Genomic DNA, 21,482 nt, shown 5'->3' on the forward strand with positions numbered 1-21,482 from the left:
CCCGCGCAGGCGGGGACCCGGAGCGTTATACACGAACGTGCACTTTTCCGCTCTGGCTCCCCGCCTGCGCGGGAACACTATATTGATTCATCCAAAGTCGATGACGATCCAGCCGTAGATGGTAAACGAGCGTCAGCTCTCCAGCCGCGCGATCAGCGCCTGCGCTGCCGCGGGGTTGCGGACTTTCGCGCCGGCGATGAAGAAGAGGTAGACGTCGCGCCCGCCCTTCGCCCAGTCGCGCGCGCGGTCGGCCCAGCCGTCGAGCGCCGCCTCGTCATAGCCGGCAGGTTCGCTCTCCACCGTTCGCTGCAGGCGGGCATAGGTGAAATCGGCCGTATCCTCGTCGATGCAGGGAAATTCTTCGCTGTCGGCGAAGACGATCGCCATGTTCCGTTCGCGTGCAAGGTCGACGAACGCCGGATCGCGGAAGCTTTCGTGCCGCACCTCGAGCGCATGGCGCAGCGGCAGACCGTCCTGCGTCGCGGGCAGCAGATCGAGGAAGCGTGCGAAATCGTCGCGGTCGAACTTTTTCGTCGCCATGAACTGCCAGAGGATCGGACCGAGCCGGTCGCCGAGCCGGGTCAGCCCCTGCGTCAGGAATTTCTCCACCGACGCCGCGCCGTCGGCGAGCAGCTTGCGATTGGTCGCGAAGCGCGACGCCTTGACGCTGAAGCGGAAGCCGTCGGGCACCGCCGCCGCCCAGTTGGCGAAGCTTTCGGGCTTCTGGCTGCCGTAATAGGTGCCGTTGATCTCCAGCCCGGTCAGATGCCGGCCGGCATATTCGAGTTCGCGCTTCTGCGGATGGCCGGGCGGGTAGAAGGTGCCGCGCCACGGCTCATAGGTCCATCCGCCGATGCCGACGTGGATGCTCACCCTTCCATCAGCTTCGGGAAGAAGCCCTCGTGCGCTTCGCGCAGTTCCGCGAGCGTGACCTGGTGGTCGCTCTCCGGAAGCTCGAACACGATGCGGTCCCTGATCGTGCGGCCGAGCGGGTCGACCGGTACGTCGGCGCGGTTCGCCGCGTCGAGGAAGTCGGCGAGGCACGTGTCGCAGACGGTGACGATGTAGAGCCCCTGATCCTCGCCGAAGAAGCTTTCGGCGATGCCGAAGGGCTGTTCCTCGCTCACCAGAACGCCGATATCCGACCGGAGCGCCATTTCGGCGAGCGCGACGGCGACGCCGCCATCCGACACGTCGTGGCAGGCCGTGATCCAGCCCTGGTTGATCGCATGGCGGATGAAGTCACCGGTGCGCTTTTCCGCCTTCAGGTCCACCGGCGGCGGCGGGCCTTCCTCGCGGCCGTGAATCTCGCGCAGCCAGATCGACTGGCCCAGATGGCCCATCCGCTCGCCGACCGCGAGGACGATGTCGCCGGTGCGCTTGAAGCCGATGCCGACGGCCTTGCTCAGGTCGTCGATGACGCCGACGCCGCCGATCGCGGGGGTAGGCAGGATCGCGCTGCCGCCACCGGTCGCCTTCGATTCATTGTAGAGGCTGACGTTGCCCGACACGATCGGATAGTCGAGCGCGCGGCACGCCTGCGCCATGCCGTCGAGACAGCCGGTGATCTGGCCCATGATCTCGGGCCGTTGCGGATTGGCGAAGTTCAGGCAGTTGGTGATCGCGCGCGGCGTCGCGCCGACCGCGGTGATGTTGCGCCACGTCTCGGCCACCGCCTGCTTGCCGCCCTCGACCGGGTCGGCATGGCAATAGCGCGGGGTGCAATCGGTGGTCATCGCGAGCGCGCGGTTCGTGCCGTGGATGCGGACGAGCGCCGCGTCGCCGCCGGTCTGCACCGTATCGGCGCCGACCTGGCTGTCATACTGCTCCCAGATCCAGCGGCGCGACGCGATGTCGGGACTGCCCATCAGCGTCCTGAGGTCCGCCGCGACGTCCTGCGTTTCGGGGACATTCGCAAGCTCGGCCTGCTTCGGCGTCGGCACGTGCGGCCGGTCATAGAGCGGCGCGTCGTCGGCGAGCGGCGCGAGCGGGATGTCGCAGACGATCTCGCCATGATGCTCCAGCACCATGCGGCCGGTGTCGGTGACGGTGCCGATCACGGCGAAGTCGAGTTCCCACTTACGGAAGATCGCCTCCGCGAAGGCTTCCTTGCCGGGCTTCAGCACCATCAGCATGCGTTCCTGGCTTTCGGACAGCATCATCTCATAGGCTGTCATGCCGGCTTCGCGCTGCGGCACGTCGTCCATCCTGAGGTGGAGGCCGACCCCGCCCTTCGACGCCATCTCGACCGACGAACTGGTCAGCCCCGCGGCGCCCATGTCCTGGATCGCGACGATCGCGTCCGACGCCATCAGTTCGAGGCACGCCTCGATCAGCAGCTTCTCGGTGAACGGATCGCCGACCTGAACGGTCGGGCGCTTCTCCTCGGCATCCTCGCCGAAGTCCGCCGATGCCATCGTCGCGCCGTGGATGCCGTCGCGGCCCGTCTTCGACCCGACATAGACGATCGGATTGCCGACGCCGCTTGCGGCCGAATAGAAGATCTTGTCCTGCTCGGCGACGCCGACGGTCATCGCGTTGACCAGGATATTGCCGTCATAGGCCTTGTGGAAATTGACCTCGCCACCGACCGTGGGGACGCCGACGCAATTGCCGTATCCGCCGATACCGCGGACGACGCCCGATATTAGATGCTTCATCTTCGGATGGTCGGGACGGCCGAAGCGCAGCGCGTTGAGGTTCGCGACCGGCCGCGCGCCCATCGTGAAGACGTCGCGCAGGATGCCGCCGACCCCGGTCGCCGCGCCCTGATAGGGTTCGATATACGACGGGTGGTTGTGGCTCTCCATCTTGAAGATGGCGGCGAGCTTTTTGCCGCCCGGCCCTTCGCCGATGTCGATCACGCCCGCATTCTCGCCGGGACCGCAGATCACCCATGGCGCTTCGGTCGGCAGCTTCTTCAGGTGGATGCGCGAGCTCTTGTAGCTGCAATGCTCGGACCACATGACCGAGAAGATGCCGAGCTCGACGAGATTCGGCTCGCGGCCGAGGGCGTTCAGGACACGCTGATATTCCTCCGGCGACAGGCCGTGCTCGGCGACGATTTCGGGGGTGATAGCGGGCGAGGGGGCTACGGCGGACTGGGTCATGGCGCGCCTTTAGCCGGGCCGGCGCGATAGGAACAGACCCCAATATCGCCGGCACCGCTCACAAGATGCCGCCTCAGCTATGGGAAAGCGGCGCGCGGGTCCGTCCCGCCCACCAGGCGGCGAGCGACAGCAGCGCGTAGGCGAAGAGCATCGTCGCGGGGATCGCGAGCGAATAGGCGCTTTCCTGCGGCCCGAACCAGTTGATGGCCTGGACCAGCGCAAGCAGCGCGGCGAGCGCCCACAGGCGGCCGTTTCCGGCCGGGTCGCGCGTGCGGCTGGCGTAATAAGCGAGAGCGCCGCCGACCAGCGCGACCTCCAGCGGCATCGCGACCAGCGGATGGTTCCACAGGCCAAGCCCGATCTTCGGAGGCGCGCCGAACAGCGTGAGATCGGGGATGTGGACGAGCAGGTCGATGAACCAGTGCGACACGACGACGATCGCGGCGCCGATCGCCGCCTCGCGCCGCCGCGTCGCGGCCCAGACGATCAGGCCGAACAGCAATCCCCACAATCCCGCGCCGAGCAGGCTATGCGTATAGGGCATGTGGTAAAGGTCCATCGGGTTCATCGCGGTGATGCCGGGCGCGATCCGCATCGCCTCCACCCCCGGGATCAGCAGCGCCGCGAAGCCGATGTCGACAAGCTGCGCCGCGACGAACAGCGTTCCGAGCCCGGCGGCGCGCGGGCGGGCGGCGACGATCAGCGCCGGGGCGAAATGGCCGACGAACATGCGGCCCGACCCTATCGCGGTGCCGGGCGACGTCAAGCTTGACCGCATGGGGGCGAGCCGCCAAAGCAGGGGGATGACCGACACGCCCGACCCCGCTGCCGCGCCGGCCCCGGCCCCCGAGATCGCGTCGCTGTCGTTCGAGGCCGCGATGGGCGAGCTCGAAACGATCGTGCGGCGGCTCGAGAGCGGTGACGTCAGCCTCGAGGAATCGGTGGCGCTCTACGAGCGCGGGCATGCGCTGCGCGCGCATTGCGAGGCGCGCCTTGCCGCCGCGCAGGCGCGGATCGAACAGGTCGGCTTCGGTGCCGACGGCCGGCCGGCGGGAACCACGCCCTTCGGCGAGAGCTGATCCATGGCCGCGCGCGCCGATGGCGAAACCGTGGTAGAGGCGTCGCTGTTGCACGCCGCGCAGGCAGAGGTCGCGGCGGGGATCGACGCCCTGTTCGACCGGCGTCTGGCCATTCCCTCCGATCCGCGCGAGCGGCTCTATCGCGCGATGCGCCATGCCGCGACGGGCGGCGGCAAGCGGCTGCGCCCCTTGCTCGTCCGTGCCGCGGGCGACCTGTTCCATGTCGATCGCGCGCTGTCGTTGCGCGTCGGCGCGGCGGTCGAGGCGATGCACGTCTATTCGCTGATCCACGACGATCTGCCGTGCATGGACGATGATGACGTGCGGCGCGGGAAGCCGACGGTCCACCGCGCCTATGACGAGGCGACGGCGGTGCTCGCGGGCGATTCGCTGCACGCGCTCGCCTTCGAATGGCTCGTCGATCCGGCGACGCATGCCGACCCCTTCGTGCGCAGCGAACTGGTGCGCGAACTCGCGCTGGCGGCGGGCCCCGCGGGCATGGCGGGCGGGCAGATGATGGACCTGGCGGCGGAGACGATCAGCTTCGACCTGCCGACGGTGACGCGGCTGCAACAGCTCAAGACCGGCGCGCTGATCGGCTTTTCGGTCGAGGCGGGCGCGATCCTCGCGCGCGTTCCGCCCGAGGGGCGCAAACCGTTGCGCGCCTATGCGCGCGACATCGGGCTCGCCTTCCAGATCGCCGACGACATATTGGACGTCGAGGGCGACGAGGCACTGGCGGGCAAGGCGCTGAACAAGGACGCGGCGGCGGGCAAGCAGACCTTCGTGACCCTGATGGGAATCGACCGCGCCCGGGCGCAGGCCAGCCTGCTCGTCGATCAGGCGACCGCCCATCTGGCGGGCTTCGGCGACGAGGCCAGGCTGCTGCGTGAAATCGCGCACTATATTGTGGAAAGGGACCGTTGATGCGGATTGGGGTCTATCCCGGAACCTTCGACCCGATCACCCTCGGGCATATGGACATCATCCGGCGCGGGGCGAAGCTGGTCGACCGGCTGGTCGTCGGCGTGACCACCAACATCGCCAAATCGCCGCTGTTCGACGACGAGGAGCGGATCGAGATGGTCCGGGGCGAGGTCGCGGCGCTGGGCGGCGACATTCGTGTCGTCGGCTTCAACTCGCTGCTGATGGACTTCGCCGAGCGCGAGGGCGCGAGCGTCATCGTCCGCGGGCTGCGCGCGGTCGCCGACTTCGAATATGAATATCAGATGGCGGGGATGAACCAGCAGCTCAACAACCGTGTCGAGACCGTCTTCCTGATGGCCGATGTCAGCCTGCAGCCGATCGCGTCGCGGCTGGTCAAGGAGATCGCGATCTTCGGCGGCGCGATCCACAAGTTCGTCACCCCCGCGGTGCGCGATGCGGTCGTCGCGCGCATCGCCGAGCGCGGCCTGCGCCAGGGTGAGGGATGACGCAACGCTTCCTCATTGAGCGTTCAGCTTTTACCCGCTAGGTCGCGCGCAAGCGGGGCGCACAGATATTCCACGATAGAGGCCGATCCAGCATGACCATCACATTCCGCCCCCTGATCCTGTCGGCCATGGCGCTCGGTCTCGCGGTGTCGGCTGTCGCGCAGGAGGCGCCGCCCGCGCCGTCGCCCGACGGAACCCCGGCCCCCGCGCCGACCGAAAGCGAAACCGTTCCGCCCATCGACCCCGCGCCCGCTCCGACGCCGGCCCCCGCTCCCGCACCCGCGCAGGGCGATGCGGCCCCGGCGGCGGAAGCGCCGGCCGCACCGGCGATGACCCCCGATCAATATATCGGCAACCCCGAATATATGCTGAACCTCGACCTTTCGACCGGCGGCAGGGTGGTGATCCAGCTGTATCCCAACCTTGCCCCGCAGCATGTCGAGCGCGTCAAGCAACTGGCGCGCGCGGGGTTTTACGACGGGGTGAAATTCCACCGCGTGATCGACGGCTTCATGGCGCAGACGGGCGATCCGACCGCGACCGGGCAGGGCGGCTCGCAGCTTCCCGACCTGAAGGCCGAATTCAATCCGATGCCGCATCTGCGCGGCACCGTGTCGATGGCGCGCGCCGAGAGCGAGGACAGCGCGAACAGCCAGTTCTTCATCATGCTCCAGCCGCGCTTCGCGCTCGACCGCCACTATACGGTCTTTGGCCGCGTCGTGTCGGGGATGCAATATGTCGACGCGATCCACAAGGGCGAGCCGCCCGCGGTGATGTCGCGCATGGTGCAGGCGTCGGTCGCCGCCGACAACCGGCCGATGCCGCCCGCCTCGATGCTGACCGATCCGGCACCCGCCTCTGCCCCCGCGGCGGAGATCACGCCCGACCAGCTCAACGCGCCGATCGGGCGCTGAGCTGCTTCCTTGAAGGATGACTCCGGTTTATTCCGTTCGCTCGACACGAACGGACAGGGGAATCCTTCCGAAGCTGTCGGCCTTTAGCCGATGCGCGTAGATGCCTTCGATTTCGAACTGCCGCCCGATCGCATCGCGCTGCGTCCGGCGCGTCCGCGCGATGCGGCGCGCATGCTGGTCGTCGCGGGCAGGGGGTTGCATGACGCGGGGGTGCGCGACCTGCCGGCGTGGCTGCGCCGCGGCGACTGCCTCGTCTTCAACGACACGCGCGTCATCCCCGCCCGGCTCGAAGGCGTGCGCGGCGGCCGTGACAGAGATGGCGCCGCCGGGGCGAAGATCGGCGCGACGCTGCACAAACGCGTCGACCTGCGCCGCTGGCAGGCCTTCGTGCGCAACGCGAAGCGGCTGCATGTCGGGGAAACGGTCGATTTCGGCGCGGGCGTGATCGCCGTCGCCGAGCAGCGCCTGCCCGACGGCAGCTTCGTCCTTGCCTTTCAGGGGGACGAGCCGGTCGAACTGCTGCTCGACCGCGCCGGGACGATGCCGCTGCCGCCCTATATCGCGGGCAAGCGCGCGACCGACGAGGCCGACCGCGCCGATTATCAGACGATGTTCGCCCGGACCGACGGCGCGGTCGCGGCACCGACGGCGGCGCTGCATTTCACCCCGGCGCTGCTCGCCGCGCTCGGCGAGGCGGGGATCGCCAGCGAGACGCTGACCCTGCACGTCGGCGCGGGCACCTTCCTGCCGGTGAAGGCCGACGACACGGCGGACCATGTCATGCACGCCGAATGGGGATGCATCGACGCCGACGCCGCGGCGCGACTCAACGCGGTGCGCGCCGCTGGCGGCCGGGTGATCGCGGTCGGCACCACCAGCCTGCGCCTGCTCGAAAGCGCGGCGCGCGCCGACGGGACGATCGAGCCGTTCACCGGCGACACCTCGATCTTCATCACGCCCGGCTATCGCTTTCGGGCGATCGACGGGCTGATGACCAATTTCCACCTGCCGCGCTCGACGCTGTTCATGCTGGTCAGCGCCCTGATGGGGCTCGACGCGATGCGCGCGGCCTACGACCATGCCATTGCGGAAGGCTATCGTTTCTACAGCTATGGCGACTCCAGCCTGCTGCTGCCGGCTGGATAAGGCGAAAGCCGTCCCGGCGCATCCGCATCCAGCGAGAAGCCGGATAGCGCCGCCATCATTATGCAAATGAGGAATAGCGAGGACGCGTTTTTTTATTATTATGATATAATCCGGTCTGCCACCCAGCAATTCCGATACGCATATAAAAATGGAATAGGGGAGGCTGTGATGGCTGTAAGGGCGTCGTCGTTGGGGGGAATTCTGCTGCCCCTGTCCTGTCTTGCGGTGGCGGGAAATGCCGCTGGCCAGACGGCCGATCCGGCGCCGGGCATGGATGAAATCGTCGTCACGGCCGAAAAGCGCGCGACCAATTTGCAGGATACTCCGATCGCGGTGTCGGTGCTGACGGGCGATGACGTCACGCGCTCCGGCATCAGCGGCATGGCCGGTCTCAACGACCGCGTTCCCAATCTCGATATCGCGGGCGACGTCAGCACGCCGAACGCCACGCGCGTCACGCTACGCGGCATCGGCGCCCAGAATGTGACGCTCAACGGCGAGGCGGGCGTCGCCTTTCATCAGGACGGCATCTATTATGCGCGGCCGCAGGGGGTCAACGCCTCCTTTTTCGACATCGAGCGCGTCGAGGTACTGCGCGGCCCGCAGGGCACGCTTTACGGACGCAATGCGACCGGCGGCACGGTCAACATCATCGGCAAGCGGCCGCGGATGAACGAATTCGGCGGCGAGGCGACGCTGTCCTATGGCAATTACGACGCCTTTGTCGGCGGCCTCGCCGTCAACGTCCCGATCCTGACCGACGTCATGGCGATGCGAGCCAGCATCTTTCGCGACCAGCACGACGGCTATGCCCGCAATGTGGCGGGCAACAACCTGCCGAATCTCGACGACGCAGATGATCTGTCGATGCGGCTGCAACTGCTGATCGAGCCGAGCGACCGCCTGTCACTGTTGCTGCGCGGCAATTATTTCAAGCGCGGCGGCGTCGGCAGCGCGAGCAAGCTGATCGCCGATGCGGCCGTGTTGCCCGACGGCGCGCCCAATCCAGGCGCGGGGGATCGGAATCCCGACTATGTGATGGTTCCGGGTACGGGTTTCGGCCGGATTCCCAAGGCGGGCAATTACGACCTCGGCTATTACCAGCGGAACGGCCTGATCCCGATCAGCAACGACCCCTGGGAAGTTGCCTATGATTTCCCCAGCCGTATCCGCAATACGCAGAAGACCGTGTCGGCGGAACTGAACTGGGATGCGGGGCCGGCCAATCTGACCGTTCTGGGCGCGATCATCGAGGATTCGATCTTCCAGCATTACGACAGCGACTACACCAACGTCGCGGCCGGGACGAAATATTTCCGGGGCAAGACCCGCGAAAGGACGCTCGAGGTCCGGCTGGCGTCGCCGTCGGGGTCGCGGCTCTATTGGGTCGCGGGCGCCTATTATTTCGACGAGGAGAACCGGCCGACCGGCGGGCCGCTCAGCGATAATTTCGGCGGATTGCAGATCCTCAACATCCATTATCCGCCGCTGGAAAATCTGGTCGGCCCGGGGGTAACGCTGCCGCCCGAATTCTCGGGCCCGATCGTCGTCGGACAAAGGATCGACAATGCCTCGCTCGCCCTGTTTGGGCAGATGACCTATCCGCTGACCGACGCGCTGAATATCACCGGTGGCCTGCGGTGGAATCGCGACCGCAAGTTCGCGCGGCGGACCAACTATAATAATTTCGCCATCCCCGCGGCCGCGCTGACCAACGACAGTAACCGGGCGACCTTCGAAAAGGTCACGTGGAAGCTGGGCCTCGACTGGAAGGTCGCCCCCGACGCCATGGTCTACGGCTCGGTTTCGACGGGCTTCAAGCCCGGCGGCATTTCCTTCACCGCGGTCGACAAGCCCTATGGTGCCGAAACGATCACCGCCTATGAGGTGGGCGCCAAGACCGAATGGCTCGATCGCCGCCTCCAGCTCAACCTTTCGGCCTTCTATTATGATTATTCGGGGCTTCAGGTCAGCCAGCTCATGCCCGATCTCGTCGGCTTCATCATCGTCAACGCCGCGCGCGCGCAGGTGAAGGGGCTGGAACTCGAATGGCAGGCGCGGATCACGCCGCAATTCAGGCTCAGCGGCAGCGCTGCCTATCTGGACGCGACGTTTGAGGATTATGCCGACGCGCCCTATGACCCCTATCTCGCCACCAGCCTGACGCCGCAGACGGTGGACCTCAGCGGAGCACGGATGCCGAACGCGGCGCGCTTCACGGCGACGGGCGGCTTCGATCACAAGCTCGACCTCGCCAATGGCGGGACGATCACCTCGACCGCGCGCCTGTCTTACCAAGGGGCCATGTATCTTCAGCAATATACGGCCTCGCATTATCGCCGCGCGCCTTATGCGAAGCTCGATGTGTTGCTGACCTATGGAGCGCCCGGCGGGGCATGGTCGATCACCGGCTTCGTCAACAATCTCACCAACAGCAAGGTCCTCAAGGCGATCGAAAGCATGGGAACGAATCTCGGCAATGGATTGGCGGCCCGCTATGCGGCGCCCCGCACCTATGGCGTGCGCGCCAGCCTGTCCTTCTGACATGGCGGCGCGGCGGGGTCGGAAGAGAAACGGGGCACGCCGAGCGGGCTGGCTGATGCTGGCGGTCTTTCTGGGACTGTCGGCGCCTGCTGCCGCTGCCGGAGAGGCGGCGGAAAAGCGTCCCAACATCCTGCTGATCCTTGCCGACGATCTCGGCTATTCCGACATCGCGCCCTATGGCGGAGAGATACCGACACCCAATTTGAGCTGGCTTGCCGGGCAGGGGCTGGCGCTCGACAATTTCTATGCCAGCCCGAGCTGCTCGCCGACGCGCGCGATGTTGCTGACGGGGCAGGACCATCATCGCGTCGGCTTCGGCAGCATGGAGGAACGGATCGCGCCCAACCAGATCGGGCGTCCGGGCTATGAGACCTATCTCAACGCGCGGTCGGTTTCGGTCGCCGCGCTGCTCCGCCGCGCGGGGTATCTGACGGCGATGGCCGGCAAATGGCACCTTGGCGCGGGAGAGGAGCACAGCCCGGCCGCGAACGGGTTCGACAGGTCGTTCGCCCTGCTCGAAGGGGCGGGCAGCCATTTTCCCGACCAGCTGGGAACCTTCGCCAGTGAGCCCGTCGCCCATTACCGCGAAAACGGCCGGATGGTCGAACGGCTGCCGTCCGACTTCTTCTCCACCCGCTTCTACACCGATTATATCCTGTCGGCGATCGACGAGAGCCGGCGCGAGCGGAAGCCCTTCTTCGCCTATCTCGCCTATACCGCGCCACACTGGCCGCTTCAGGCGCCGGACGCCTATCTGCGGCGCGCGCAGGGCCGCTACGATGCCGGCCACGAAGCGATATGGCGCCAGCGCCTCGCGCGGATGATGCAATTGGGAATCCTGCATGCGGGTCAGGCCGCGCCCGCGCACTTTTCGCGCGCATGGCAGGACATGTCCCCGGCCGACCGTGCGGTCGAAGCGAAGCGGATGGAAATCTATTCGGCGATGGTCGAGCAGATGGACGATGAAATTGGCCGCGTGATCCGACATCTGGCCGACGGCGGCGATCTGGCGAACACGCTGATCCTGTTCCTGTCCGACAATGGCGCGGAGGGCGTCCAACCCGACCGCTTTCCGCGTAATGCACCGTGGGTCGCACGAACCTTCGACAATAGCCTCGCCAATATGGGGCGCGCCGGGTCCTATATTTCCTATGGGCCCGATTGGGCCGCAGTGAGCGCGGCGCCCTATGGCGGGTCGAAGGGCTCGGTTGCCGAAGGCGGTATCAAGGTGCCCGCCATTGTCGCCGGCCCGGCTCTCGGCATCCGCAGAGGCGAACGCAGCGCGGCGCTGATGACGATCCGCGATCTTCCCGTCTCGCTGCTCGCGTTGGCGGGCGTGAAGGCGCCCGATTCCTATTCCGGTCGATCCATCCTCGCTCATGCCCGCGGACGCCAGCCGCGCGTCCATCGGGAGGAGGAGCGGTTCGGATGGGAGTTGCATGGCAGTCGCGCCATGCGCCAGGGCGACTGGAAGCTGAGTCGGCCGGCTTCGCCGCAGGCGGCGTGGCGACTCTTCGACCTCGCCGCCGATCCCGGCGAAACGCGGGATATCGCCGCCGCAAAGCCGTCGCTGGCTGCAAGGCTGGCGGAATATTGGCGCCGTTATGCGGCGGCGAACGGCGTCGTATCGCCCGAACCGTCCGGCGTGGGGCGGTAATGCCGCGCTTCTGAGCGGGCCGTTGCGCGGGTTCGTCCGGCGTGGCGACATTTACCGTATCGCAAGGCCTGATTGGCATAGCGGTCTGATGGCGGGGATCAGTACGAATCGGGGGACCCAATCGTCCGCGCGCATGCGTGCCGACGATCCGGCGGACGCGGGCGCTGCGGAGCAGCGCGGCTTTCTGGGCAAGCTCGGTTCGCGGCTCGGTGGACAGCGCGCAGAGACGCCGCTGCCCGGCCTGCATACGCGCGAGGCGGTGCTGCTGCTCCGCAATTACGAGGACAGCGGTCGCGGCTGGTTCTGGTCGACCGATGCCGGCGGCGCGCTGACCTATATCAGCGAAGCCGTCGCCGAAGTCATGGACAAGCGGGCCGCCGACCTGCTCGGCACGCCGCTCACCGACCTGTTCCACCCCGCCGACAGCCATGGCGAGCGGCAGCGCACGCTGCCTTTCCTGCTGACCCGGCAATCGAAGTTCGACGAGCTGCCGCTGCGTGCGGCGATCGATGGCGAAGAGCGCTGGTGGTCGGTTTCGGGGCGCCCGCACTTCGACGCCGCGGGCCAGTTCACCGGCTATCGCGGCAGCGGCACCGACGTCACCGCGCAGCGCCGCTCGGCCGAGGATGCCTCGCGTCTCGCCCTATACGATTCGCTGACCGGACTCGCGAATCGCTTCCACATCTCGAAGAAGCTCGAATCGACGCTCGCCGCCTTCACGCAGCAGCAGCGGAGTTGCGCGATCATGCTGCTCGACCTCGACCGCTTCAAGCAGGTCAACGACACGCTCGGCCATCCGGCGGGCGACGCGCTGCTCAAGCAGGTCGCCGAACGGCTGCTCAAGATCGTCGGCGACAAGGAGATGGTCAGCCGCCTGGGCGGCGACGAATTCCAGATCATCCTGCCCGATCAGGACGACCGCGGCAAACTGGGCGACCTTGCCGCCGAAATCATCGCCAACCTGTCGCAACCCTATTCGGTCGAGGGCAGCCGCTGCATCATCGGCACCTCGGTCGGGGTTGCGATCGCACCCTTCGACGGCATGACCAGCGAAGACCTTGTGCGCAACGCCGACCTCGCGCTCTATGCCGCGAAGGGGGGCGGGCGCGGGCGCTTCCGCTTCTATTCGAGCGACCTCCATCAGGCGGCCGAGGATCGCCGCGCGCTGGAGGAGGATCTGCGCGATGCACTGGCGCGCGGGCAGATGGAACTCAGCTATCAGCCGGTCGTCCATTCGCAGTCGAACATGGTGACCGGGGTCGAGGCGCTGGTGCGCTGGTTGCATCCCGAGCGCGGAATCATCTCCCCCTCGATGTTCATCCCGATCGCCGAGGAGGCGAATCTGATCTGGCCGCTCGGCGAGTGGGTGCTGCGCAAGGCGTGCGAGGACGCCGCGCGCTGGCCGGGCGGGCTGCGCGTCGCGGTCAACGTCTCGCCGATCCAGTTCGCGAACGAGAATTTGCCCAAGATCGTCGCCAACGCCCTCGCGGCCACGGGGCTGTCGCCTGACCGGCTCGAGCTCGAGATCACCGAGAGCGTATTCCTGGGCGATTCGGCCGAGACTGCGCGGATGTTCAAGGCGCTGAAGGGGCTCGGCGTGCGGCTCGCGCTCGACGATTTCGGCACCGGCTATTCCTCGCTCGGCTATTTGCAGTCGGCGCCGTTCGACAAGATCAAGATCGACCAGAGCTTCGTGCGCGGCGCGACGGAGAAGGGGTCTCGGAATGCGGCGATCATTGCGGCGATCGTCGCACTTGCCGAGGCGCTCGACATGGAAACGACGGCGGAGGGCATCGAATCGCTCGACCAGCTCGACCTGATCCGCAAGCTGGGGGTCAGCCACGTCCAAGGCTATGTTTACAGCAAGCCGGTGGCCGACGGCGAACTGGTCGAGCATGCCGAGGCGGGGTCGTGGACGATCAAGCCGTCGGGGCCGGCGAAGCAGCGCAACGACCGTTTCCAGATGTTCCGCAAGGTCGGCGCGGTCCACGGCAATCATCGTTATGCCGTCGTCATCCGCAACCTGTCGGCGACCGGCGCCTTCATCGAAGGACTGCTCGACGTGCCGGTGGGCACGCAGTTCGTGATCGACTTCGGCGAGGGACAGCTGGTGACCGCCACCGTGCGGCGCTCGACGAAGCATCAGCAGGGCATCGAGTTCGAGCATTCGCTCGTCAGCGACGGCAACGGCGGGCTGTGTACCCGCCACCGCGTTTCGCCCTATCTGATCGCGGCGGCGAACCAGCAGATCGAATCGGCGATGACCTTGCCCGCCTTCACGACGACGAACGACTGGAAGGCTGCCTGAGGCGCCTCCGGCGCCGCCGCCCTCGACTTTCGGTGGCGCCCCCGCCATAGGCGCGCGCGATGACCGACAGATTCGCCTTCACCGTCGCCGCGACCGACGGGCCCGCGCGGACGGGCGTGATCCGCATGGCGCGCGGCGAAATCCGCACCCCCGCCTTCATGCCGGTCGGCACCGCGGCGACGGTGAAGGCGATGCGCCCGGCCGAAGTGCGCGCGAGCGGTGCCGACATCATCCTCGGCAACACCTATCACCTGATGCTGCGCCCGGGGGCCGAGCGCATGGCGCGGCTCGGCGGGCTGCACGATTTCATGGGCTGGGACCGGCCGATCCTGACCGACAGCGGCGGCTATCAGGTGATGAGCCTGTCGGCGCTGACCAAGCAGAGCGAGGAGGGCGTCGCCTTCAAGAGCCATCTCGACGGGTCGCGCCACCTGCTGACCCCCGAACGCTCGATGGAGATCCAGCGCCTGCTCGGCAGCGATATCGTCATGGCATTCGACGAATGCCCCCCCGCCGGGGTCGACGCGAAACGCGCCGAGGCGAGCATGGAGCGCTCGATGCGCTGGGCGGCGCGCAGCCGCGCGGGGTTCGACGCGGGCGAGGCGCACGCCGCGCGCGCCGCGCTGTTCGGCATCCAGCAGGGCTCGCTCGACGAAAGGCTGCGCAAGCGTTCGGCCGAGGCGCTGATCGAAATCGGCTTCGACGGCTATGCGATCGGCGGCCTTGCGGTGGGCGAGGGGCAGGCGGCGATGTTCGGCGTGCTCGACTTCGCGCCCGCCCAGCTCCCCGCCGACCGGCCGCGCTATCTGATGGGGGTCGGCAAGCCCGACGATCTGGTCGGCGCGGTCGCGCGCGGGGTCGACATGTTCGACTGCGTGCTGCCGACGCGATCGGGCCGCAACGGGCAGGCCTTCACTTGGGATGGACCGGTCAATATCCGCAACGCGAAGCATGCGGAGGACCTGGGGTCGCTCGATGCGTCGTGCGGCTGCCCGGTCTGCACGACCTGGTCGCGCGCCTATCTCCATCATCTCGTCCGTGCGGGCGAGATGCTCGGCGCGATGCTGATGACGCAGCATAATCTGCATTTCTATCAGGCGCTGATGCAGGCGATGCGCGATGCGATCGCGGCCGGACGCTTCGCCGCCTTCCGGACCGATTTTACGGCCCGCTACCGCAAATAGGACGCCACCCCCCGCCCTTCGAGAGGGCATGGAGCAATTGCGGCCGGCGCGTGCTGCCTTTCCCGTCCCTGCCGCGCTTCGAAGGCGAAGCATAACCTGAATATATACCCTGTCGAACCGATTTGGGTTGAGCACCTTCCTTCGTCTGATAGCTTGATCCGCGAATAGGCAAGACAAGATCAGATAAAAACCCGCCGATAAATCGAATCTCTCAGTTCGCCTTGAGGGAATGACGTCGTGCGAGGTAATGAAAATTCATATATAAATAAAAAGGGGTAGAGGGGGATGAAAAATTCTGTCGGATATTTGATGACGGGTACGGCAATCGCGCTGCTCTTGTCCTCTCCGGCCTTCGCTCAAGCTAGTTCTTCTTCCGATGCTTCGGCAAACGCAGAGGACGTTCAGGCTGCCCCCGCATCGCCCCGTGAGAATCCGGGCGACATCGTCGTCACCGGATCGCATATCCAGGGCGCCAACCCGACCGGGCTGCTTCCGGTCACGAACATGGACGAAGACGAGGTTGCGGCGACCGGCGCCGATACCGGCGACGACCTGTTCCGCGAGGTCGCGCAGGCGGGCGACGTCGGTTTCAATGAAAGCCGGATGTCGGGCAATCTGACCGATTCGCGCGGCGACGTCGCGTCGATCAACATCCGCAGCCTGGGCACGGGCAACACGCTGGTGCTGCTCAACGGCCGCCGCATGGTCAAGCATCCCGGCACCCAGGTCGAGAATCTGGTGCGTGTGCAGACCGCGAACATCAACGAGATTCCCGTCTCCGCCATCCGCCGTGTCGAGATTCTGCGCGACGGTGCCGCCGCCATCTATGGCGCCGACGCGGTCGCCGGGGTGGTCAACATCGTGCTCGACAAGCGGTACGAGGGGCTGAAGCTGACGGCGCGCTACGGCTTTTCGGAGGATACCGACCATTATCGCTTCAGCTCTTCCTTCAAATGGGGGCGGAGCTTCAACGACGGGCGGACGAACCTGACGCTGTTCGGCAGCTATTACAAGGCGAGCCCGATGCGCGCCGACGAGCGCGACTATTCGGCCAATTCGGACCAGCGGCCGCGCGTCGAGGGAACGCCGTTCGAAGGCGATACCAACTTCGACCTGCGATCGAACACCAACCCCTGGGCGTGGCTCGTCCTGGTCAACCCGCGCACCGTGCGCCAGGGCACGACGGCGCTGACCAACAGCAGCGGCCAGTTCCACATCGTTCCGGTGCAGAACGGCTGTTCGGGGTCGAGCGTCATCGCCGGCGGCAACTGCCTGAAGACCGGGTTGCAGTCGGCCACGACCGACCGCAACCTCTACTGGAACGAAAACGACCAGCGCTGGCTGCTCGGCGGACGCGAGCGCTACAATCTGTACAGCACGCTCGAGCATGAATTCTCGGAGAATCTAGAGGGCTTTGCCGAGTTCAACTATTATCGCGCCGACTATCAGGGGCAGCGCAACCGGGTCGGCACCACATCGACCTCGATGATCCGGATTCCGGCGAGCAATTACTGGAATCCGTTCGGCCCGCTCACCATGCCAGACGGCAGCCCCAATCCGAACCGCCTGCCCGGCCTGACGCTAGCGACGGTGCCGGCGGAAGGGCTCGACGTCTATCTGCGGACCTACACGCCCGTGGACGTCGGCCCGCGGCCCTATACGGTGAAGGATGAAAATTATCGCGTCGTCGCGGGTCTGCGCGGCCGGTTCGGCCGGTTCGACTGGGAATCGGGCTTCGTCTATTCCGAGGCGCACAAGAAGGACATCAGCCACGCCGAGATCAGCAAGACGCTGTTCCAGCAGGCGCTGGCCCGCACCACGCCCGATGCCTACAACCCGTTCAACGGATCGAGCGCCACCGATCCGTCGGGCCCCGACGCCCTGCCTTCGGAAGATTTGACCAGTTTCCTGGTCAGCAACACGCGTGCCTCGAAATCGTCGCTGGCGTCGTGGGATGCCCGGCTGTCGACCCCCGACCTGTTCCAGTTGCCGGCCGGTGACGTCGGTATCGCGCTGGGGACCGAATGGCGGCGCGAAACCTATGCCGACGACCGCGGCGACCGGATCAACGGCACGATCAAGTTCGAGGACATGTTCGGTCGCACCGACGGCAATTCGGACAGCGACATCATGGGATCGCAGCCGCTTCCCAACACCGCGGCGAACCGCAACGTCATTTCGGCCTACGCCGAACTGGCGATCCCGCTGGTATCGCCCGAGATGGGCATGCCGCTGATCCGCGCGATCGACGTGCAGCTGGCCGGCCGGGTTGAGCGCTATTCGGACTTTGGCTGGATTGCGAAGCCCAAGGTGGCGGCGTCGTGGGAAATCGCGCCCCGCCTGCTTGTGCGCGGGTCGTGGTCGCAGAGCTTCCGCGCGCCCGACCTGGCGCAGGTGTCGAACGCCGACTCGCAGGCGAGCAGCGGCTATCAGGATTATTATCGCTGCGAGGCCGACAAGCGCGCCGGCCGCATCCCCGATTTCGGCGTCTGCGCCCGCGCAACCACGCTGACCAACTATCGCTCCAACGCCGACCTGCTGGCCGAGGATGCCGAAACCTTTTCCTATGGCGTTGTCTTCCAGCCCAAGCTGCCGAGCGGCTGGGGGCGGCTGACGCTGATGCTCGATTATTGGCGCGTGCACCAGATCAATTCGATCGGCCTGTTCGGCGCCACCAATCACGCCGCGCTGGATTATCTCCTGCGCCTGCGCGGCAGCTCGAATCCCGCCGTGATCCGCGACGAGGTGACGCCGGAACAGCTGGCGACCTTCGACGGCACCGGTCTCGAACCGGTCGGCTCGATGGTCGAGATATTCGACAGCTTCATGAACCTTCAGCCCGAAACGATCGAAGGGCTCGACATCACGGCGCGATACGATGTCCGGGGAACGCCGATCGGCAATATTTCGGTCCGGCTGAACGCGGCCCACCTGCTCAAATATCAGCAGGAGCCGTCGGCCATGGCGCAGGAACTGCTCGACGCGCAGGCATCGGGAGAGATCGATTCGCAGTTCCTCGTTCCCGGGACGGGCGACCTTCTCCGCCAGAACGGCCGTCCGCGGTGGCGGGTGACCGGAAGCCTGACCTGGCGCAACGGGCCTGTCGTGGCCGGTATGTCGGCGCGCTACATCAGCTCGGTCGAACAGACGGGCGCGCGGCTCGCCGACCTCACCCTGTGGCAGGTCGACTCGTGGACCACCGTCAACGCCTATGTCGGCTATGATTTCAAGCGCGGGGCGATGAAGGGGACGAGCGTCCGGTTCGGCGTCAACAACATCGCCAACAAGGCGCCGCCGCTGGCGGCCGCCGACTTCGGCTACCTCGGCTCGCTTCACAACTCGGTCGGCCGTCACTTCTACGCCCAGCTGTCGAAGTCCTTCTGAGCGCCGCCGGCCGCTCTGCCCCATTACCAGAGGAGATTTTCATGCATAGGTTCAAAGGGCTCTATACAGCGCTGGCGGCCGGGCTGATCGCTGTTTGCGCGACCCCCGCGATGGCGCAGGCCGACGATGCGGCCGAACAGGATGCGGCGGGCATTTCGGCGCCGTCCTGGATCATGGTCGACAATCCGAGCGGCAAGGTCATCGCCCAGCACAATGCCGAGGAACGGCTCAAGGTCGGCGGCTTTCCCAAGCTGATGACGGCGCTTCTGGTGGCGCGGCTCGCGGCGGAGGACCCGAAGCTGCTCGATCAGACGATCGAGATCCAGGCCTATATGACGAAGATCCAGGTGACCAAGTCGGGCGCCTTGGGCGGCGAGCGCATGACCGTGCGCGACGCACTCTATGCAACGCTGGTCGGGGCGGCGAGCGACACCGCGCTCGCGCTGTCGCGGACGTTCAACAATCGCTTCGCAGAATCGAACTTTCGCCAGCTGGAAAAGGTTCCGGCGCATAGCCGGTCGTTCATCGCCGAGATGAACCGCGCCGCGCGCAAGCTGGGCATGAAGGACAGTGTCTTCCGTTCCGCCTATATCGACGCCGGGGAGAACGGACGCGCCAGCACCGCCCACGACCTCGCGCGTCTGGGAGTCGCAGTGATGGCGGACCCGATCCTGCGCGAGATCGTCGGCGCCAAAAGCTATAGCGCGACGATCATCGGCACCGACGGCACGACCCGCAGCAAGTCATGGAACAACGGCAACCGCCTGCTTGGTCCGGACATCGGCGGTGTCGCGACCACGGGCACCCCGTCGTCGGGGCAGAGCATCATCCTGGCGACGTCGAAGGGGGGCAGCAACCGCATCATCGTCGTGCTGGGAAGCGAAACCTCGTCGCAGCGGTTCGCCGACGCGAAGGCAATCGCGGCGTTGGCCAACTGATGTCCGGCCGGCGGGGAGGCGAGAAGATGACCAAGGAAAATGAAACGCGCGATCCGGCGGTGCCGCTCGATCGTCGCGCCTTGCTGGGGCTGCTCGGCGCGGGCGGGGCGGGGGCGCTGCTCGCCAGCCATGCGGCCCTGGCGGCGGACGGCGCCGAGGGAGCGGCGGCGACCGAACCCTATGACCTCGTCATTCGGGGCGGCCGCGTCGTCGACGGCAGCGGCGCGCCCGGCTTCGAGGCAGACGTTGCGATATCGGGCGGCCGGTTCGTCGAGGTCGGCGCGGTCGGCCGCCGCGGCAAGCAGGAGATCGACGCGCGCGGGCTGGTGGTTTCGCCGGGCTGGATCGACACGATGGACCAGTCCGGCCGCGCGGTGCGCAATCGCGGGTCGGGCGGCAGCAAGGTTCGCATGGGCCTGACCACCCTGATCGCGGGCGAGATGGGAACGCCGGTTCCCGCCGACCAGGTCTCGGCCTATCTGGCTGATCTCGACGCCAATGGCATGGCGGTCAATTTCGGCACCTATTACAGCGCGTCGCAGGCGCGGCGGGCCGTGGCGGGATCGTCCGCCGCCCGGCCGAGCAAGGCGCAGATCGCGGAGATGGCCGACCTGGTCGACGAGGCGATGCGCGCCGGCGCGCTCGGCATGTCGACGGCGCTCATCTATCCGCCCGCCAGCTTCATGACGACGGAAGAGCTGATCGAACTGGCGCGTCCCGTCGGCCGTTACAAGGGGACCTATGCGACCCACATGCGCGACGAGGGCGAATTCGTCCTCGAAGCGATCGACGAGGCGATCGGGATCGGGCAGGCCGCCGGAACCGACGTCCATATCTATCATCTGAAGGCCGCCTTCGCGCCAGGCTGGGGCAAGCTGATCGGCGAGATGGGGCGCAAGATCGACCGCGCGCGCGCTGGAGGCCTCAACGTCTTCGCCGACATGTATCCCTATGAAGCGGCGGGAACCGGACTGCGCACGACCGTTCCCAACTGGATGTTCAAGGATGGCATGGCGCACGCGAAGGAACAGCTTCGCGACCCGGCGATCCGCGCGCGGCTGAAGGCCGAGGTCGCCAAGGGCAACCAGAAGGACTGGACCAACTTCGTCTACAACGCCGGCGGATGGGACCGGGTGGTGCTCGGCGTGCCGTTCAGCGAGGAATATGATCGCTTCCGCGGCATGAAGATCACCGACATCGCGGCGGCCTTGGGCAAGGATCCGGCCGATGCGGCTTGGGACATCGTGCTGGCGGAAAAGCAGCGCGCCAGCGCCTTCTATTTCATGATGAGCGAGAAGGACATCGAAACGGCGCTGAAGTTTCCGTGGATCGGCATCGGCAGCGATGCCGGGGTCCGCTATGGACCGGGAAGCGACAAGGGTTATCCGCATCCGCGGTCTTATGGGTGTTTCCCGCGGATCATTGCAGAATATGTCCGCCGCCGGAAGGTGCTGACGCTCGAACAGGCCATCGCCAAGATGACCTCGGTGCCCGCCGCCAATCTTCGTCTCGCCGGGCGCGGCCTGATCAAGCCGGGGAACTGGGCCGACGTCACCATCTTCGACTACGCGCGCATCGACGACGTCGCCACGTTCGAGAATCCGATCCAGCTGCCCGTGGGCATCGAACATGTGATCGTGAACGGCACGCCGACGATGCTGGCCCGCAAGCGGACCCCGGCGCGGCCGGGCAAGGTCCTGCGCGGGCCCGGCGCCCGCGCCGCATAGGCGCAACCACGACCATCGCCGGAACGGCGTCACGACGGAATATCAAGGGGTAATCAGG

The 21,482-nt window shown here is 66.6% G+C and carries 15 protein-coding genes; 12 read left to right on the forward strand and 3 right to left on the reverse strand.

Annotation, left to right across the window (positions count from 1 at the left end):
• Positions 1–132: 132 nt before the first annotated feature.
• From C3E99_RS01220 to C3E99_RS01230, 3 genes are all read right to left on the reverse strand, one after another.
• On the reverse strand, positions 133–873 hold the full coding sequence (locus tag C3E99_RS01220) for a DUF72 domain-containing protein (protein ID WP_076073899.1): 741 nt from the start codon (positions 871–873) through the stop codon (positions 133–135).
• A complete protein-coding gene (gene purL / locus C3E99_RS01225; RefSeq protein WP_076073901.1) occupies positions 870–3,110 on the reverse strand; it encodes a phosphoribosylformylglycinamidine synthase subunit PurL in 2,241 nt (746 codons plus the stop codon). Before purL ends, C3E99_RS01220 begins: the two co-directional genes overlap by 4 nt.
• 73 nt (positions 3,111–3,183) lie before the next feature.
• Entirely contained in the window at positions 3,184–3,840 is a 657-nt protein-coding gene (locus tag C3E99_RS01230) for a hypothetical protein (protein WP_067181126.1), read from the reverse strand.
• Between C3E99_RS01230 and C3E99_RS01235 the strand changes: the two genes are divergently transcribed.
• The 12 genes from C3E99_RS01235 to C3E99_RS01290 all read left to right on the forward strand — a co-directional run bounded on the left by C3E99_RS01235 (position 3,839) and on the right by C3E99_RS01290 (position 21,424).
• Positions 3,839–4,189: an exodeoxyribonuclease VII small subunit gene (locus C3E99_RS01235; protein WP_420877539.1), complete on the forward strand. Its 351-nt coding sequence runs from the start codon at positions 3,839–3,841 to the stop codon at positions 4,187–4,189. The two genes, C3E99_RS01230 and C3E99_RS01235, sit on opposite strands and share 2 nt — an antisense overlap.
• A gap of 3 nt (positions 4,190–4,192) precedes the next feature.
• Complete coding sequence (locus C3E99_RS01240) at positions 4,193–5,116, forward strand: polyprenyl synthetase family protein (RefSeq protein WP_076073906.1); 924 nt, start codon at positions 4,193–4,195, stop codon at positions 5,114–5,116.
• Positions 5,116–5,622, forward strand: a complete 507-nt coding sequence (gene coaD / locus C3E99_RS01245; RefSeq protein ID WP_067108184.1) for a pantetheine-phosphate adenylyltransferase — start codon at positions 5,116–5,118, stop codon at positions 5,620–5,622. Before C3E99_RS01240 ends, coaD begins: the two co-directional genes overlap by 1 nt.
• Before the next feature lie 92 nt (positions 5,623–5,714).
• Positions 5,715–6,536: a peptidylprolyl isomerase gene (locus C3E99_RS01250; protein WP_104959309.1), complete on the forward strand. Its 822-nt coding sequence runs from the start codon at positions 5,715–5,717 to the stop codon at positions 6,534–6,536.
• A 90-nt stretch (positions 6,537–6,626) separates the two neighbouring features.
• The gene (gene queA, locus C3E99_RS01255; protein WP_076073909.1) at positions 6,627–7,682 is read left to right on the forward strand and encodes a tRNA preQ1(34) S-adenosylmethionine ribosyltransferase-isomerase QueA; all 1,056 of its coding nucleotides are present in this window, start codon (positions 6,627–6,629) and stop codon (positions 7,680–7,682) included.
• Between the two features lie 189 nt (positions 7,683–7,871).
• Complete coding sequence (locus C3E99_RS01260) at positions 7,872–10,226, forward strand: TonB-dependent receptor (protein WP_158682039.1); 2,355 nt, start codon at positions 7,872–7,874, stop codon at positions 10,224–10,226.
• A 55-nt stretch (positions 10,227–10,281) separates the two neighbouring features.
• On the forward strand, positions 10,282–11,883 hold the full coding sequence (locus tag C3E99_RS01265; protein ID WP_076077531.1) for an arylsulfatase: 1,602 nt from the start codon (positions 10,282–10,284) through the stop codon (positions 11,881–11,883).
• Between the two features lie 133 nt (positions 11,884–12,016).
• Complete coding sequence (locus C3E99_RS01270; protein WP_104959310.1) at positions 12,017–14,191, forward strand: EAL domain-containing protein; 2,175 nt, start codon at positions 12,017–12,019, stop codon at positions 14,189–14,191.
• Positions 14,192–14,250: 59 nt separating this feature from the next.
• Positions 14,251–15,375, forward strand: coding sequence for a tRNA guanosine(34) transglycosylase Tgt (gene tgt, locus C3E99_RS01275; protein ID WP_076073917.1), 1,125 nt, complete (start codon positions 14,251–14,253; stop codon positions 15,373–15,375).
• A gap of 309 nt (positions 15,376–15,684) precedes the next feature.
• On the forward strand, positions 15,685–18,759 hold the full coding sequence (locus C3E99_RS01280) for a TonB-dependent receptor domain-containing protein (protein ID WP_158682040.1): 3,075 nt from the start codon (positions 15,685–15,687) through the stop codon (positions 18,757–18,759).
• Positions 18,760–18,800: 41 nt separating this feature from the next.
• The gene (locus C3E99_RS01285; RefSeq protein ID WP_076073920.1) at positions 18,801–19,697 is read left to right on the forward strand and encodes a D-alanyl-D-alanine carboxypeptidase family protein; all 897 of its coding nucleotides are present in this window, start codon (positions 18,801–18,803) and stop codon (positions 19,695–19,697) included.
• Between the two features lie 26 nt (positions 19,698–19,723).
• Positions 19,724–21,424 carry an N-acyl-D-amino-acid deacylase family protein gene (locus C3E99_RS01290; RefSeq protein WP_083675187.1) on the forward strand — a complete coding sequence of 567 codons (1,701 nt, stop codon included), beginning with the start codon at positions 19,724–19,726 and terminating at the stop codon, positions 21,422–21,424.
• Positions 21,425–21,482 lie beyond the last annotated feature (58 nt).

Source organism: Sphingopyxis sp. MG (assembly GCF_002953155.1).
In the GTDB taxonomy this organism is placed as follows: Bacteria; Pseudomonadota; Alphaproteobacteria; order Sphingomonadales; family Sphingomonadaceae; genus Sphingopyxis; species Sphingopyxis granuli.

Excerpts from the sequence above, each read along its gene's own strand:
- C3E99_RS01280 (WP_158682040.1), top strand. The coding sequence starts at position 15,685 with ATGACGGGTACGGCAATCGCGCTGCTCTTGTCCTCTCCGGCCTTCGCT.
- C3E99_RS01265 (WP_076077531.1), top strand. The coding sequence starts at position 10,282 with ATGCTGGCGGTCTTTCTGGGACTGTCGGCGCCTGCTGCCGCTGCCGGA.
- C3E99_RS01240 (WP_076073906.1), top strand. The coding sequence starts at position 4,193 with ATGGCCGCGCGCGCCGATGGCGAAACCGTGGTAGAGGCGTCGCTGTTG.
- purL (WP_076073901.1), bottom strand. The coding sequence starts at position 3,110 with ATGACCCAGTCCGCCGTAGCCCCCTCGCCCGCTATCACCCCCGAAATC.
- C3E99_RS01235 (WP_420877539.1), top strand. The coding sequence starts at position 3,839 with ATGCGGCCCGACCCTATCGCGGTGCCGGGCGACGTCAAGCTTGACCGC.
- queA (WP_076073909.1), top strand. The coding sequence starts at position 6,627 with ATGCGCGTAGATGCCTTCGATTTCGAACTGCCGCCCGATCGCATCGCG.
- coaD (WP_067108184.1), top strand. The coding sequence starts at position 5,116 with ATGCGGATTGGGGTCTATCCCGGAACCTTCGACCCGATCACCCTCGGG.
- C3E99_RS01250 (WP_104959309.1), top strand. The coding sequence starts at position 5,715 with ATGACCATCACATTCCGCCCCCTGATCCTGTCGGCCATGGCGCTCGGT.
- C3E99_RS01230 (WP_067181126.1), bottom strand. The coding sequence starts at position 3,840 with ATGTTCGTCGGCCATTTCGCCCCGGCGCTGATCGTCGCCGCCCGCCCG.
- C3E99_RS01270 (WP_104959310.1), top strand. The coding sequence starts at position 12,017 with ATGCGTGCCGACGATCCGGCGGACGCGGGCGCTGCGGAGCAGCGCGGC.
- C3E99_RS01285 (WP_076073920.1), top strand. The coding sequence starts at position 18,801 with ATGCATAGGTTCAAAGGGCTCTATACAGCGCTGGCGGCCGGGCTGATC.
- C3E99_RS01290 (WP_083675187.1), top strand. The coding sequence starts at position 19,724 with ATGACCAAGGAAAATGAAACGCGCGATCCGGCGGTGCCGCTCGATCGT.
- tgt (WP_076073917.1), top strand. The coding sequence starts at position 14,251 with ATGACCGACAGATTCGCCTTCACCGTCGCCGCGACCGACGGGCCCGCG.